Source organism: Pseudomonas eucalypticola, from assembly GCF_013374995.1.
Taxonomy (GTDB): Bacteria; Pseudomonadota; Gammaproteobacteria; order Pseudomonadales; family Pseudomonadaceae; genus Aquipseudomonas; species Aquipseudomonas eucalypticola.
In genome coordinates this window covers 5,313,108-5,327,011 of the sequence record NZ_CP056030.1, presented here as the reverse complement: position 1 = coordinate 5,327,011, position 13,904 = coordinate 5,313,108, and the positions used below count along the sequence as shown (strand labels likewise).

The window sequence follows — 13,904 nt, the reverse complement described above, 5'->3', positions numbered from 1 at the left end:
AGGGCTCGTCAGGTGTAACGCTATATCGCGATAGCCCGAAATATATATCTGTAAATCGCGATATACAAATATGATCGCGTGCTAAGTAAATGATCGTCTGCTATATCGGGTTATAACGATGGGGCCATGGAGGTGGTACGCTCAAACCCATGAACTATCTCGCGCACCTGCACCTGGGCGGCCAGGAACCTGAACAACTGCTGGGCAGCCTGTACGGCGATTTCGTCAAGGGCAGTCTGGAAGGGCGCTATTCGCCGACGCTGGTGCAGGCGATCCAGCTGCACCGGCGCATCGACGCCTTCACCGACAGCCACCCTATCGTGCTCGGCGCACTGGCGCGGTTTCCGGTGCAGCGGCGGCGGTACGCCGGGATCATCGTCGACGTGTTTTTCGATCACTGCCTGGCGTTGCACTGGAAGGATTACTGCGCGGTGCCGCTCAAGCGCTATACCCAGGACGTGTACCGGGTACTGGCGGCCGAGCCCGAGTTGCCCGGGCGCCTGGCACGCATGGCGCCCTACATGATTGCCGATGACTGGCTGGGTTCGTACCGGGAGTTCGAGGTGGTGGGGCAGGTGCTGCTGGGGATTTCGCGGCGTTTGTCCAAGCCTGAAGGCTTACTGGGGGCGATGGAGGAGGTGCGGGAATTGTACGAGCCGCTGACTCAGGACTTCAGGGATTTCTATCCGATTCTTCAAGGGTTCGCAGCGCAGTAATCGCGCTGGCTGGATCCCGACACGGCCCAACCCTCAGGCCGCCGCGGATTCAGGCACCGACTCCGCCACCCCGAACAACGCCCTGCGCACCGCTTCCTGCGCCTGGAACGCCAAGGCTGCCCGCTCCATCCCGGCACTCGGGATAGGCGTGAGCACGTGAATTTCCACTTCCCCCACGTCATGACTGAACAGCCGCATCAGGTGCGACAGCAGGTCGTCCTCGCCAATGAACGGCGCCAGCGGATCGATCTCGCCGTTACGCAGGTAACGGATGGCTACCGGCTGCAAGGGTATTTCGGTCTCCACCGCACTGGCCAGCAAGCGGCCGTGGAAAGTGCGCAGGCCACGGCCATCCGTGGTGGTGCCTTCGGGGAAGATCATCAGGGAGCTGTTACCGCGCAGGTGCTGGGTCATTTGCCGGCGAATCAACTGGCTGTCGCCCGAGCCGCGGCGGATGAACAGGGTGCCGGCCTTCAGCGCCAGCCAGCCGGCGATGGGCCAGGTGCGCACTTCGGCCTTGGACAGGAACGACAGCGGCGCCAATTGGCCCAGCAGGGCGATGTCGGTCCAGGACACATGGTTGCTGACCCACAGCGTCGGTTGGGTAGGCAGGGTGCCGTGCACCGTGACCCGAAAGGGCAGGGCATTGCTCAGGCGTTGCATGAAAAAACGCGACCAGCGCTGGCGCCTGACCATCGAATGGCGAATGCGCAGGCGCTCGTACAAGGTGAAGATCGCCGCCATGCTCAAGCCCAAAGCCACCACCAGCAGCACCCGGGCGATGCGCGCGTAGACGCGCCCGCGCGCCATCACACGGCCGCCTTGAAGTGGCGGGCGTAGCGCGGGCACAGGTTCTCGCGCTTGAGCAGAATGAACACGTCGGCCACCTGGAAAGCTTCATCCCAGCAAGGCTCACCGCACACCTTGGCGCCCAGGCGCATGTAGGCCTTGAGCAACGGGGGCATCTCGGCGATCACATTGGCCGGCACGTCCAGCTCCGGCAACGGCTTTTTCGGCTCGGCCCGCAGGTGTTCAGTGCACAGGTAGCGTTCGCGCAGGCGCTGCATGATCGCCCGCGCCTGCACGCCGCCGTCCAGCATGGGGATGCTGGCGCAGCCCATCAGGTAGCTGTAGCCACCTTCGTTGAGTACTTCGGCCAGCTCGCCCCAGAGCACGGCGATGGTGCCGCCATTGCGGTAATCGGGTGCCACGCAGGTCCGGCCTATCTCCAGGATGGGACCTTGCAGGCCGCCCAGGCCGTGCAAGCTGAATTCCTCTTCGCTGTAGAAACGCCCCAGGCCATGGGCGGCCTTGTGGTCGAGCAGGCGGGTAGTGGCCACCAGCGCTCCGGTGCTCAGGTCGCGCACGCCGATGTGGCGGCAGTGGGCGTCATAGTCGTCCATGTCCAACCCCAGCTCGGCGCCTTTGAGCGTGGCGTTGAACTCGCCACTGAAGACATGGAAGCGCAGGCTCTGGGCTTCGCGCAGGGCGTCTGGGCCTGTCAGGCGTTCGGCTTGCAGGCGCCGTTCGGTGCGTGTAACGCCAGATAGAGCGATCTGAGTCATTGCGGGTCTCCAAAGGGCAGCCAAGGGGTTGCGGCCGGTCGACTTTGTTGGGCAATCTCAGCCTATGTAGGCCCAGTGTCATCACCGTTAAGCTTTGGTGATGCTTGTATGACAGCCCCCAAGGAGCACTTATGTCCTGGCTCACGTTGCTCGCCGTCCGTGAACGGTTGCCGTCGCTGGCGACCCTGACTGATACCTACGCCGCGCTGCTGGACCGCCTTGGCCCAGTGTCGCCGTTCCACCTGGCGGTGCTGGGTGGCCAGGCAATGCCAAGCCCCGGCCTGGCGTTCCTGGTGGGTTACCAGGCCGCCTTGCGTGTGCTGTGGCCCAGCGCACCGGCCAGCCTCGGCGCCATCTGCGCCACTGAACAGCACAGCCTGCGCCCGGCTGATCTGCACACCCGCCTGGCCGGGTTGCGCCTCGATGGCCGCAAGGACTTCGTCACCGCCGGTGACGCCGCCGACTGGCTGCTGGTGGCCGCGCGCAGCGAGCCCCAGGGGCAGGCGCCGCGGTTGAGCCTGGTGGTGGTTTACCCGGGCGAGCCGGGGGTACGCCTGGAAGCCTTGCCGGCGTTACCGTTCATGCCCGAAATCAGCCATAGCCGCCTGCATCTGGATAACGCGTTGTGCGAGCGCCTGGCCGGAGATGGCTGGGACGCTTACGTCAAACCCTTCCGCAGCCTGGAAGACCTGTACGTGCTGAGCGCAATGCTGGGGTGGTTGTATGGCTGCGGGCAGGACCATGGCTGGCCGCGCGCCCTGCAGTTGCGCTTGGTAGGGCTATTGGGCAGCTGCGCCGAAGCCACGCGCCAAAGCCCCGTGGCAGCCACCAGCCATGTGTTGCTCGCGGGAGTCTTCGAGCAGTTCGCGGCGCTGGCGCCGCAACTCGATGACGCCTTTGCCGGCAGCCCGGCCGAGTTGGCCGAGGTGTGGATGCGAGATCGGGGGCTGCTGACCCTGGCTGGCGGGGCACGGCAAAAACGCTTGGAGAAAGCCATCGAGACGTTGGGGTTGTAAGGCCGCACGGCGCGGTGAGTGCTTCCCGAGCGTCGCCCGGTTCCACTGGCAAACCCCGGCCAGCGCCGATCAACTGTCATGAAGTTTGATTAACCTCACGGCTGTCCACCCCAAGGCCCGGCCATGATCAGACGCTGCCTCGTGCTGTTGCTTTGCTGGACCACCACCACCCTGGCCGAGGACTGGCCGGCCCGGCAATGGCTTGAAGACTTGCAGCCACCGGGCCCTGCGGTTCAGGCCCTGACCGACTACGCCTTTGCACCGAGAAACGATGACACGCGCCAAGGCATCCGCACCGATGCCCTGGTAGTGATCCGCGATGGTCGCCTGGTGTACGAACACTACGCAGCGCCCTTCACTGCCGACTCGCTGCACACCACCTGGTCCGTCAGCAAAAGCCTCATGGCGTGTGTGCTGGGTGTGGCATTCGGCGAGGGCCGTTTCCGCCTGGAAGACTCGGCGGCTCAGTACTACTCGCCCTTGGCCCGCCATCCCGATATCCGCCTGGTGGACCTGCTGCAGTGGGCTTCCGGGCTGGCCTGGCAGGAGGACTACGAATACGCACCGCTCAATTCTTCCGTGGTCGCCATGCTCTACACCCGCGGGCGCACCGACATGGCCGCCTTTACCGCCAGCCTGGACAGCTTTGCGGCGCCCGGGCAGGTGTTTCGCTACTCCAGTGGCGACAGCAACCTGCTGTCGGCGGTGCTGGAGCAGAGAGTCGGAGCCCGCGATTACCCGGATTATCCCTGGCGCGCCCTGTTTCAGCCCCTGGGCATTGAGCAGGCGGTATGGGAGACCGACGCCCATGGTACGTTCGTGGCCTCTTCCTACGCTTACCTGCGCGCCCGCGATCTGGCGCGCGTCGGCCTGTTGATGCTGCGCGACGGTCGCTGGCGAGATCGCCAGTTGCTGCCCGCTGCGTGGGTAGCCTTCAACCGCCGGCCTTTCGAACACGCCGTGGCCGCACCTGGCGAAGCCACCGGTGGCGGCCAGTGGTGGCTCAACCAACCCGTGGGCGGTGCCCCGCGGCCATGGCCTGATGCCCCGGCCCAGACCTTCGCGGCCCTCGGGCGCTGGGGGCAGGCCCTGTATGTGCTGCCCGAGCAGAAACTGGTGATCGTGCGCTACGGTGACGACCGCGACGCCAGCTACCAGCACAACGAACTGCTCAAGCGCGCCTTGGCGGCGTTTGCCCCGGGGGCCGCACCATGAAGCGTGGCGTGGCCGTCGTCATCGCCCTGGCCCTGGGCCTTGCGGTGTGGCACGAGCGTGTCGCGCTCGCGGCGTTTCCCGGCATCCTCAGCGCGTACAGCGCCAAGGAATACTGTTCGTGCCGCTACGTGATGGGCCTGACGGCGTCATACTGCCAGGGTTACGTCAAACAGTACCTGCCCTTGAATGCGCTTGAAGATGACCCCGTGCGTGCCCTGGTCTCGGCGCGGGGGTTGGGCCAAGCCGCCACGGCCCAATGGACCGGCGCGCGGCAGGGGTGCCGGTTGGTGCGGTAACGGGGAATGGCCCCGGTATCGGCTGGTGCTCCAGTTGCCACACCGCCCACTCCCCAGCTAAGGTTGCGGGGGAATGTAACTGGAGTTTTCATGAACCTCATGGCGCGCTCTACGCGAAACCTTTCCGCCTGGCCGGTGCACTGAGGTGGCCGGTCCGATCTTCCCCTGGCGGCCCGACAACCACTTCGAGTTGCTGGTCGACGGCCCGGTGTTCTTTCCGCGGATGCTCGCCGCCATCGCTGGCGCGCAGGAGCATATCGACCTCGAACTCTACCTGGTGGAATCCGGCCGCTGCGCCGAGGTGGTCATCCAGGCACTGGTCGAGGCTGCGCAGCGCGGGGTGATGGTACGTTGCCTGTTCGATCATTACGGCTCCCTGGCATTAAGTGCCGAACTGCGCCAGCGCCTGGTCGACGCCGGGGTGCTGTTGCGCTGGTACAACGCCATGAGCCTGCGCCGGGGCCTGCGCAACCTGTTCCGCGACCATCGCAAAGTCCTGATCGTCGACCAGCAATGGGCGGCGGTTGGCGGCACCGGGCTTACCGACCAGTTCTGGCACCCCGACCGGAACAGCAGCGAATGGCATGAAGTGATGGTGCAAATGGAAGGTCCGCTGGTGGCCGACTGGCAGATGCTGTTTGACCGCCAATGGCGCGCCAACCTGCGCCGCACGGCATGGCGCCCCGCCATGCACTTCGGTTTGCCGCGCCTGCCGAAGGTGCCGGCCACGGGGAATGGCCTGGGCCGCGTGGCGTATGCCGATGCCCGCCAGCACCGCGACATTCTGCGAGCCCTGGTACGGGCCATCAACAGCGGCCAGCAGCGCATCTGGTTGGCCACGCCGTACTTTCTGCCCACCTGGAAAGTCCGCCGGTCACTGCGGCGTGCTGCCCAGCGTGGGGTCGACGTGCGGCTGCTGCTGACCGGCCCGCGTACCGACCACCCGTCGGTACGCTACGCCGGGCACAACTACTACCCGCGCTTGCTCAAGGCCGGCGTGACCATCTTCGAGTACCAGCCATGTTTCTCCCACCTGAAAATGGTGCTGGTGGACGATTGGGTCAGCGTCGGCTCATGCAACTTCGACCACTGGAACCTGCGCTTCAACCTGGAGGCCAACGTCGAAGTGCTGGAGCCGTCCATGACCCGGGCGGTGGAGCGCAGCTTCCAGCGTGATTTTGCCGCCAGCCTGGAAATCGACAACGCGCGCTGGCAGCGGCGGCCGCTCTGGGGCCGGGTACAGCAGCGTCTGTTCGGGTGGCTGGACCGGTTGACCATCTTCGTGCTGGGCCGCCGCCAATAAGCGATCCGATGAGTAGTAACCGCTTATTACCCGCAGCCGTGCCCACAGGACTACCTTGGTAGGAGAACGTTATTTCACCTGGTTCAGAGGAGTACTGCAGCATGGCCGCGAAAAAGATCCTGATGCTGGTGGGCGACTACGTCGAAGACTACGAAGTGATGGTGCCTTTCCAGGCGTTGCAGATGGTTGGCCACGTGGTGCATGCCGTGTGCCCGGACAAAAAGGCAGGGCAAAGCGTACGCACCGCCATCCATGACTTTGAGGGCGACCAGACCTACAGCGAAAAACCGGGCCACAACTTTGCGCTGAATTTTGACTTCGCCCACGTCAACGCCGCGGACTACGACGCCCTGGTCATCCCCGGTGGCCGGGCGCCGGAATACCTGCGCCTCAATGCCAGGGTACTGGAGTTGGTGCAAGCCTTCGACCAGAGCGCCAAACCCATCGCTGCCGTGTGCCACGGTGCCCAGTTGCTCGCCGCCGCTGGCGTACTGGAAGGCCGCGAGTGCAGCGCCTACCCCGCCTGCGCCCCGGAGGTGAAACTGGCCGGCGGTCGCTTCATCGACATCGAAGTCAACCAGGCCCACGTACAGGGCAACCTCGCCAGCGCCCCGGCCTGGCCAGCGCACCCGGCCTGGCTGGCGGGCTTTCTGGGCTTGCTGGGCACCCAGATCATTCTATGAGGAATTGAACATGTGCGAGCTCTACGTCAAGGCCGATCCCATCCTCTACGAGTCCCGCTCGCGCTCGCTGCGCATCCGCGGGGTGGTCACTACCCTGCGCCTGGAGAACCAGTTCTGGGACGTGCTCAGCGAAATCGCCGAGGCGGATGGCATGAGCACCAACCAGTTGATCACCAAGCTGTATGAAGAGGTGATGGATTACCGGGGGGAGGTGGTCAATTTCGCCTCGTTCTTGCGGGTCAGCTGCATGCGGTATCTGAGCCTGGGGCGCCCGGCGGTGGTGGCGCGGGAGGCGGGGCGGGGCGGCGTGGTGGCGTTGGCGGCTCGGCATTCCGCTTCGCTCTGACGGTGGGGCTGCGTCGGGGGGGACTCACCTAGGATACGATCAGGTGGAGAGGCTCGAGTTCGTTTTCGCCCACAAAAAAGCCCGGCACACAGGCCGGGCTTTCTCATTGCAAGGTCACCGACCTTACTTCACTTCCACCGCCAGGCTTTCGCTGATCTTCTTCTGCCAGATCGCAGGCCCGGTGATGTGCACCGACTCACCATTGCTGTCTACCGCGACGGTGACCGGCATGTCCTTGACCTCGAACTCGTAGATCGCTTCCATGCCCAGTTCTTCGAAGGCCACCACGCGCGACTTCTTGATGGCTTGGGCCACCAGGTAGGCGGCGCCGCCGACGGCCATCAGGTACACGGCCTTGTAGTCCTTGATGGCTTCGATGGCGATCGGGCCGCGTTCGGACTTGCCGATCATGCCCAGCAGGCCGGTCTGGTCGAGGATCTGGCGGGTGAACTTGTCCATGCGGGTAGCGGTGGTCGGGCCGGCTGGGCCTACCACTTCTTCACGCACCGGGTCGACCGGGCCTACGTAGTAGATGAAGCGGCCTTTCAGGTCAACCGGCAGGGTTTCACCCCGGTTGAGCATTTCTACCATGCGCTTGTGCGCGGCGTCGCGGCCAGTGAGCATCTTGCCGTTGAGCAGGATGGTCTCGCCGGGCTGCCAGCTCTGCACTTCTTCCGGCGTCAGGGTGTCGAGGTTCACGCGGCGCGCTGATGGGCCGGCCTCCCAGACGATTTCCGGGTAGGCGTCCAGGTCTGGCGCTTCCAGCTCGGCCGGGCCGGAGCCGTCCAGCACGAAGTGGGCGTGTCGGGTGGCGGCGCAGTTGGGGATCATGCACACCGGCAGCGAGGCGGCGTGGGTCGGGTAGTCCATGATCTTCACGTCGAGCACGGTGGTCAGGCCACCCAGGCCCTGGGCGCCGATGCCCAGCTGGTTGACCTTCTCGAACAGCTCCAGGCGGATCTCTTCCAGGCGGTTCTGCGGGCCACGGGCCTTGAGTTCGTGGATGTCGATGGACTCCATCAAGACTTCCTTGGCCATCACCGCGGCTTTCTCGGCGGTACCGCCGATGCCGATGCCCAGCATGCCCGGTGGGCACCAGCCGGCGCCCATGGTGGGCACGGTTTTCAGGACCCAGTCGACGATCGAGTCGGATGGGTTGAGCATGGCCATCTTCGACTTGTTCTCGGAACCGCCGCCCTTGGCCGCCACGTCCACTTCCACGGTGTTGCCCGGGACGATGGAGTAATGGATGACCGCCGGGGTGTTGTCCTTGGTGTTCTTGCGCGCACCTGCCGGGTCGGCCAGGATCGAGGCGCGCAGTACGTTCTCGGGCAGGTTGTAGGCGCGGCGCACGCCTTCGTTGATCATGTCGTCCAGGCTCATGGTGGCGCCGTCCCAGCGCACGTCCATGCCCACGCGCACGAACACGGTGACGATGCCGGTGTCCTGGCAGATCGGCCGGTGGCCAGTGGCGCACATGCGCGAGTTGATCAGGATCTGGGCGATGGAGTCACGGGCCGCTGGCGACTCTTCGCGCAGGTAGGCTTCGTGCATGGCCTGGATGAAATCTACCGGATGGTAGTAGGAAATGAACTGTAGGGCGTCAGCGACGCTCTGAATCAGGTCGTCTTGCTTGATCACGGTCATGCGGCGCGCTCCTCTTAAAGACGGGAACATTCGTTAAGGTATTTCGACGCGTCGGGCGACCATCGAAACGACCTTTCAAGGCGCGCCAGCGAGCTGCTGCCGACGCAAAAAAGGCGCGGCAGTATACCGCACCTGCGGGCTGGGGACACACGCCGATAGTCAAAGGTGGGGCGGTAATCGATACGGCCGCGCGCGCAAAAGCTGTACAGAAGTCTTGTACATCTGTAGCAAAATTGATTAGTTATTTTTGACGGGTAGCACTAAAGTGGCATCTGGCCATAGCGCCGTTCGGTGCCAGGACGGGAAGGAATCCCATTGAGCACGGTGAGTCAACGAGTGACCGACAAACTCTTACAGAAACTGCTGATCAAGCGCTTTCTCCTGGCGGCAGGTACATACGTGCTGGTGCTGCTCCTGACCTGGGTGGTAACGCTCAGCGACTACTTTCGCGCGTCGATTGCTACCGTGGTCGCAACCACCGTGCTGGTCGCGGCGAGCCAGGCGGCCCTGGCACTGGTGTTTCTCAAGGGCTGGAACCGGCGGTTCCGCGACCCCAGCCTCACCGAGTTCCAGGTGCTCCTGGCGCTGGTCTGGCAGACCTGGCTGATGGCTAATCTGGACGGCGCCCGCGGCACGTTTCTGGTGCTCTACCTGCTCTTGCTGCTGTTTGGCCTGTTCCACCTCAGCCGCCGGGTGTTCGTGCGCTGCGCGGTGCTGGTGTTCTTCAGTTTTGCCGGGTTGAACCTCTATGAAGGCTACCAGATGAAGCTGGCCGAACCTGGCCTGGCGGCGGTGCAGGTGTGCGTATTGTTCGTGGTGCTGGTATGGCTGTGCCTGTACGCCAGTTACGTACAGGCTTCGCGCCAACGCATGCGCCAGCGTCGCTATGCGCTGCAGGCCCACCAGGACACCTTGCGCGGGATGATGCGCCAGCTTGAAGACCTGGTGGCCACCGACGAGTTGACCGGGCTGTACAACCGCCGGCACTTCCTCAGCCTGGCTGGCCGTGAGTTGCTGGCCATGACCGAAGGCAGCGCCCATGGCCTGGCACTGATCGACCTGGACCATTTCAAGCGCATCAATGACCTGCACGGCCACGCTGCCGGCGACCAGGTGCTGCAGGTGTTCGCCCAAGTGGCGGCGGCCTGCCTGCGCGATGGCGACGTGCTGGCCCGCTACGGCGGAGAGGAGTTCGTGTTGCTACTGCCTGATTCCACCACCGAGCGCCTGCAGGTGTGCTGCGAGCGGCTGCGCCTGGCGTTCGCCACCGCCGAACCCGAGGGGCTGACGTTGCATGGCCTGAGCTTGTCGGTAGGCATGACCCTGCTATTGGAAGGCGATGACCTGGACGATGCCCTGCATCGTGCCGACCAGGCGTTGTACCGTGCCAAGCGTAATGGCCGCAACCAGTGCGCCGCGGCGTGGGAAATGGCCGATGCCTGAGATCACCGTGGGCCAGCGGCGCTGGGCGGTGGCAGCGGGGGCCAACCTGTTGGACGCCCTCAATGCCCAGGGGCTGAATGTGCCCTACAGTTGTCGCGCCGGCAGTTGCCATGCCTGCCTGGTGCATTGCCTGCGGGGCGAACCCCGCGACAATCAGCCAGCGGCGCTGGATGCCGGCAAGCACGCCGAAGGGTGGCGGTTGGCGTGCCAGTGCCAGGTAGTCGAAGACCTCAGTGTGGCGGTGTTCGACCCCGCTACGGACGGCTTGCCCGCGCGGGTCGAGGCGTGCGATTGGCTCAGCCCCGAGGTGCTCAGGCTGCGCTTGCAACCCAGCAAGCCCCTGCGCTATCAGGCCGGCCAGCATCTGGTGCTGTGGACCGAGTCAGGCGTGGCACGGCCCTATTCGCTGGCCAGCCTGCCGCAGGAAGATCGGTTTCTGGAGTTTCATATCGATTGCCGCCACCCGGGGGCGTTCGTCGACGTTGCCAAGGATTTCAGGCTGGGGGACCATGTGCGCCTGGGTGAGTTGCGGGCCGGGGCGTTGCGTTATGACCCGGATTGGCAGGATTGCCCATTATGGCTGCTGGCGGCCGGTACCGGGTTGGCACCGCTATACGGCATTTTGCGCGAAGCCTTGCGCCAGCGGCACGCGGGCGAAATTCGCCTTGTACATCTGGCGCGGGACGCGAGGCAGCACTATCTGGCGAGCGAATTGAGCACCCTGGCGGCCAATCATCCATCGGTACGGATTGAACGGGTATTGCCCGAGGATTTCTCACAAGCGCTGGCAGGGTTGCGCCCCAGTTCACGTCGCGTTCATGCGCTCGTGTGCGGTAGCCCGGCCAGCGTCGAGGCGTACAGCAAGCGCCTGTTCCTGGGCGGGGTTCCGCGCAATCAGGTACTGGCCGATGTATTTACCGGCCGTGAGGGCGGCGGTTACCAATCCTGAACTACCGAATGGGCATCACCCGCTGCCGTGGATGCGCCTTGCGCTGTCCGTCCTCCGAGAAATGCCGTAGCCAAGCGTACTCGGCCGGCAAACCGTCGAACTCGTCGTTGACATAACCGCCGACCACGATACCCGGATACTGGGTGAGGCCCAGGGTCAGATACTCGGAACGCCGATCGGCGAGGTGGTAGCCCAGACCTCCCGAGAAATTGTCATCGACCGCCCCCTGGTTCGTCAGCCGAATCAGGGCCCCTCTGGGTTGGCCATCGATGTCGGCCGTTGCCGCAATCAGAATCGTATTCTGATTTTCCACCTGAATAACGGTGGCATTGACCGAGTGAACTGCAAATGGCAACTCTATCCCCAACGCTAAACCGTCATTGAAGGTTGGATCGGCATAGCCATCGGCCAGCAAACGGGCAACGAAGAGGCGCGATGGAACATCTGGAGCGCCTGGCTCGTCGAACGTGCCCGTCACGATGATCCGATCCTGTTCGTCGTATGTGAAACTGCCTAGGTTTGTGACATAGCGTTCCTCGTCGCCAATGGCGATGAAGCCGTTACCGTTGAAGCTCTGATCCAATTGGCCGTTGCTATCGTACCGTCCGATCACCGCCAGCGATGGCTCGTCTTGCCTGGCTTGGGTAGTACCGAAGACAATTGTCTTGTCACCTTGCGTCAGCAGCCCGCGCGGGTTTAGGTCGCGGCCTGCCAATTGTACTGGCGCGATACCCGTGCCGTTGAAGCTGGTGTCCAGATCACCCTGCGCAGTGAGCCTGACCAACACGGTACGGCCATCCCAATTGTCCTCGTTGATATCCAGAAAGAAGAACATCATCTTGCCATCCGGCAATACTTCAGGAGGTACAGACGGCGCCTTTGTTGCCGAACGAATGATGCTGCGCTGGGGCGCGTTGTCGCTTTTGTTGCGGGTAGGGAAGGTGACGACAACTCGGCCATGATCGCCAAAGCTGTCATCCACCAAACCGTCGAGGTGGTATCGGATAATGGCTATATGGTCGGTGAAATCGCTGAAGTCGAAAAACAGGCCGAATGCCCACAGTTTGTCATTAGCCATCACCATGTGGGTAATCGCGGCGAAGCCACTGGCTCCTGGATTGAAGGAATCACTGAAGTAGGCTCCCCCGGGGATGGGGCCAAACGGCGGGGCCAGTGTCAGGTCAGGATTGATGCGGCCCAGGGCAATAGCCATCCCGGCGTCCATGCCAAACAACCAGTGATCGTGGCCCGGGCCGGGTATCACCGACTTGATATGCCCGTCCAGGGGAAGAACAAGGTCAAATTGCGCATCCTGAATCGTTTTGGTTTTCGTGAGAATATTCATCTCGCCCCATCCCTTGCTTTGAGTAGAGGCTTGATTAGATACCTGCGTGCTAGAGGCGGATACTGTCAAAACTAACAGGTGGTTCAGATGTCAGGGTGCCCCTGTCGGTGCTGTCGAATGTCCTGAGCCAGGCGTAGTAGGCGCTTTGGAAGAGGTAGCCCGCGGCGACGATGGCACCACTGCGTTCAATGCCCAGAGCCAGGTATTCGGACTCATGTTCCGCCATCAGGTAACCCGCCCCAGCGCCAAAGTCGGTATCCAGGCTACCGTCCCCGCGTAACTGAATCAGCATCCCCCGGCTGCCTATCGCACCGATGCTCGCGGCCAGCAGCACGCCATCGCCGTTGCCGATCAAGGCCTTCACCGCACTCACCTGGAACGGCAGGTTCGCCAATAGCGGCACACCGTCGTTGAACTGGCTGGCGGGGCTGCCATCGGCGCTGCGGCGGCTTAGCAACAGGTCGCTGCCGAAGGTGCCAACCGCCAGGAACTCGCCGTTCCCGAGCATGTGCACCTGGCTGATCATCGCCGCTACGCCAGCGTCGCCAATGACCACGAAACCATTGCCGTTGAAGGTCATGTCACGCTCCCCGCCGGCGTTGAAACGCGCTACCAGCCCCAGGCTGGTACCGTCTGCGTCAGCGCAAGTAGCGCCATACACCAGCAAGGCCGAACCTTGGCGCACCACGCCCCGGGGGACCACGTCGCGCCCCTCGAACTGAACAGGGGCGAAGCCTTGGTGGTTGAAACCCGGATCCAGCGCGCCATCGGCCGTCAATCGCAGCAGTAGCGAGCGCCCCTCGCGGTGGTGCTCGTCTACTTCGTGAAAGAACACCCACAGGCACCCATCCGCTTCCAGCAGTGGCGTATGGGGCGTAGAGATGGCCGAGTGCAGTTTGCCATTGCGCAGGCCGCCAGGTCGTCGGGGTGAATGGGGCAGTTGGACCACGCGCTTGCCCGTGCCGTTGAAGCTGAGGTCGGGACTGCCGTCAGGGTGGTAGCGGGCGATAGCGACGCGGTCCACGTCGAAGTCGAAGAAGGCGCCCACGACCACGATCTTGCCGTTGAGCCAGGCGATCTGGTTGACGACGTTCAGCCCTGCGCAGGCAGGCTCGAAACTGTCGTAGAAGTAGCCTGCCCCTGGCGCGCCGAATGAGCGGTCCAGCGTCAGGTCTGCATTCAGCCGTGCCACGCAGAACTCGTACCCCGAGTCGATGGCCAGCAACCACTGGTTCTGGCTGGGCAACTGGACCATGGCCTTGATATCGCCATCGATCTCCAACCGTTGCTCGTCGAGTGACTGGGCCTGGGGGGTGGAAAATGACGTCGGGCGTTCGTGGTGGGGTGTAAAGCGCGAATACATGAGGCCTCCCTGATGCG

At 63.7% G+C, this 13,904-nt stretch carries 14 protein-coding genes; 9 read left to right on the top strand and 5 right to left on the bottom strand.

What is annotated here, in order from left to right:
* Positions 1 to 149: 149 nt before the first annotated feature.
* Positions 150 to 716, top strand: a complete 567-nt coding sequence (locus HWQ56_RS23780; protein ID WP_176571934.1) for an acyl carrier protein phosphodiesterase — start codon at positions 150 to 152, stop codon at positions 714 to 716.
* A 33-nt stretch (positions 717 to 749) separates the two neighbouring features.
* On the opposite strand, the gene HWQ56_RS23775 is transcribed toward HWQ56_RS23780, so the two are convergent.
* Positions 750 to 1,526, bottom strand: coding sequence for a lysophospholipid acyltransferase family protein (locus HWQ56_RS23775; RefSeq protein WP_176571933.1), 777 nt, complete (start codon positions 1,524 to 1,526; stop codon positions 750 to 752).
* Positions 1,526 to 2,281 (bottom strand): L-ornithine N(alpha)-acyltransferase, encoded by a 756-nt coding sequence (gene olsB, locus HWQ56_RS23770; RefSeq protein ID WP_176571932.1) that lies wholly within the window; start codon positions 2,279 to 2,281, stop codon positions 1,526 to 1,528. Before olsB ends, HWQ56_RS23775 begins: the two co-directional genes overlap by 1 nt.
* Before the next feature lie 131 nt (positions 2,282 to 2,412).
* Here olsB and HWQ56_RS23765 point away from each other — a divergent pair, with 131 nt between their 5' ends.
* The 6 genes from HWQ56_RS23765 (at position 2,413) to HWQ56_RS23740 (ending at position 7,140) form a co-directional block, all read left to right on the top strand.
* Positions 2,413 to 3,297: an acyl-CoA dehydrogenase middle domain-containing protein gene (locus HWQ56_RS23765; protein WP_176571931.1), complete on the top strand. Its 885-nt coding sequence runs from the start codon at positions 2,413 to 2,415 to the stop codon at positions 3,295 to 3,297.
* Between the two features lie 123 nt (positions 3,298 to 3,420).
* Positions 3,421 to 4,512 (top strand): serine hydrolase domain-containing protein, encoded by a 1,092-nt coding sequence (locus tag HWQ56_RS23760; RefSeq protein ID WP_176571930.1) that lies wholly within the window; start codon positions 3,421 to 3,423, stop codon positions 4,510 to 4,512.
* Complete coding sequence (locus HWQ56_RS23755) at positions 4,509 to 4,808, top strand: amidase (RefSeq protein WP_158158665.1); 300 nt, start codon at positions 4,509 to 4,511, stop codon at positions 4,806 to 4,808. The genes HWQ56_RS23760 and HWQ56_RS23755 overlap by 4 nt, the downstream gene beginning before the upstream one ends.
* Before the next feature lie 145 nt (positions 4,809 to 4,953).
* Positions 4,954 to 6,111 (top strand): phospholipase D-like domain-containing protein, encoded by a 1,158-nt coding sequence (locus tag HWQ56_RS23750; protein ID WP_176571929.1) that lies wholly within the window; start codon positions 4,954 to 4,956, stop codon positions 6,109 to 6,111.
* Positions 6,112 to 6,212: 101 nt separating this feature from the next.
* A complete protein-coding gene (locus HWQ56_RS23745) occupies positions 6,213 to 6,794 on the top strand; it encodes a DJ-1/PfpI family protein (RefSeq protein ID WP_158158663.1) in 582 nt (193 codons plus the stop codon).
* 10 nt (positions 6,795 to 6,804) lie between these two features.
* Positions 6,805 to 7,140, top strand: a complete 336-nt coding sequence (locus tag HWQ56_RS23740; RefSeq protein ID WP_176571928.1) for a ribbon-helix-helix domain-containing protein — start codon at positions 6,805 to 6,807, stop codon at positions 7,138 to 7,140.
* 123 nt (positions 7,141 to 7,263) lie between these two features.
* Here the strand turns inward: HWQ56_RS23740 and HWQ56_RS23735 are convergent, their stop codons facing one another.
* Positions 7,264 to 8,787 carry a fumarate hydratase gene (locus tag HWQ56_RS23735; RefSeq protein WP_158157342.1) on the bottom strand — a complete coding sequence of 508 codons (1,524 nt, stop codon included), beginning with the start codon at positions 8,785 to 8,787 and terminating at the stop codon, positions 7,264 to 7,266.
* 336 nt (positions 8,788 to 9,123) lie between these two features.
* Between HWQ56_RS23735 and HWQ56_RS23730 the strand changes: the two genes are divergently transcribed.
* Positions 9,124 to 10,230, top strand: a complete 1,107-nt coding sequence (locus tag HWQ56_RS23730; RefSeq protein WP_158157344.1) for a GGDEF domain-containing protein — start codon at positions 9,124 to 9,126, stop codon at positions 10,228 to 10,230.
* Positions 10,223 to 11,179, top strand: a complete 957-nt coding sequence (locus HWQ56_RS23725; protein WP_176571927.1) for an iron-sulfur-binding ferredoxin reductase — start codon at positions 10,223 to 10,225, stop codon at positions 11,177 to 11,179. Before HWQ56_RS23730 ends, HWQ56_RS23725 begins: the two co-directional genes overlap by 8 nt.
* Before the next feature lies 1 nt (position 11,180).
* Here HWQ56_RS23725 and HWQ56_RS23720 read toward each other — a convergent pair whose 3' ends face one another.
* Together HWQ56_RS23720 and HWQ56_RS23715 are read right to left on the bottom strand one after the other, a co-directional pair.
* Positions 11,181 to 12,524, bottom strand: coding sequence for an NHL repeat-containing protein (locus tag HWQ56_RS23720; RefSeq protein ID WP_176571926.1), 1,344 nt, complete (start codon positions 12,522 to 12,524; stop codon positions 11,181 to 11,183).
* Between the two features lie 49 nt (positions 12,525 to 12,573).
* Positions 12,574 to 13,887 (bottom strand): delta-60 repeat domain-containing protein, encoded by a 1,314-nt coding sequence (locus tag HWQ56_RS23715; protein ID WP_176571925.1) that lies wholly within the window; start codon positions 13,885 to 13,887, stop codon positions 12,574 to 12,576.
* Between the last annotated feature and the right edge of the window lie 17 nt (positions 13,888 to 13,904).

Excerpts from the sequence above, each read along its gene's own strand:
- HWQ56_RS23780 (WP_176571934.1), top strand. The coding sequence starts at position 150 with ATGAACTATCTCGCGCACCTGCACCTGGGCGGCCAGGAACCTGAACAA.
- HWQ56_RS23775 (WP_176571933.1), bottom strand. The coding sequence starts at position 1,526 with ATGGCGCGCGGGCGCGTCTACGCGCGCATCGCCCGGGTGCTGCTGGTG.
- olsB (WP_176571932.1), bottom strand. The coding sequence starts at position 2,281 with ATGACTCAGATCGCTCTATCTGGCGTTACACGCACCGAACGGCGCCTG.
- HWQ56_RS23765 (WP_176571931.1), top strand. The coding sequence starts at position 2,413 with ATGTCCTGGCTCACGTTGCTCGCCGTCCGTGAACGGTTGCCGTCGCTG.
- HWQ56_RS23760 (WP_176571930.1), top strand. The coding sequence starts at position 3,421 with ATGATCAGACGCTGCCTCGTGCTGTTGCTTTGCTGGACCACCACCACC.
- HWQ56_RS23755 (WP_158158665.1), top strand. The coding sequence starts at position 4,509 with ATGAAGCGTGGCGTGGCCGTCGTCATCGCCCTGGCCCTGGGCCTTGCG.
- HWQ56_RS23745 (WP_158158663.1), top strand. The coding sequence starts at position 6,213 with ATGGCCGCGAAAAAGATCCTGATGCTGGTGGGCGACTACGTCGAAGAC.
- HWQ56_RS23740 (WP_176571928.1), top strand. The coding sequence starts at position 6,805 with ATGTGCGAGCTCTACGTCAAGGCCGATCCCATCCTCTACGAGTCCCGC.
- HWQ56_RS23735 (WP_158157342.1), bottom strand. The coding sequence starts at position 8,787 with ATGACCGTGATCAAGCAAGACGACCTGATTCAGAGCGTCGCTGACGCC.
- HWQ56_RS23725 (WP_176571927.1), top strand. The coding sequence starts at position 10,223 with ATGCCTGAGATCACCGTGGGCCAGCGGCGCTGGGCGGTGGCAGCGGGG.
- HWQ56_RS23720 (WP_176571926.1), bottom strand. The coding sequence starts at position 12,524 with ATGAATATTCTCACGAAAACCAAAACGATTCAGGATGCGCAATTTGAC.
- HWQ56_RS23715 (WP_176571925.1), bottom strand. The coding sequence starts at position 13,887 with ATGTATTCGCGCTTTACACCCCACCACGAACGCCCGACGTCATTTTCC.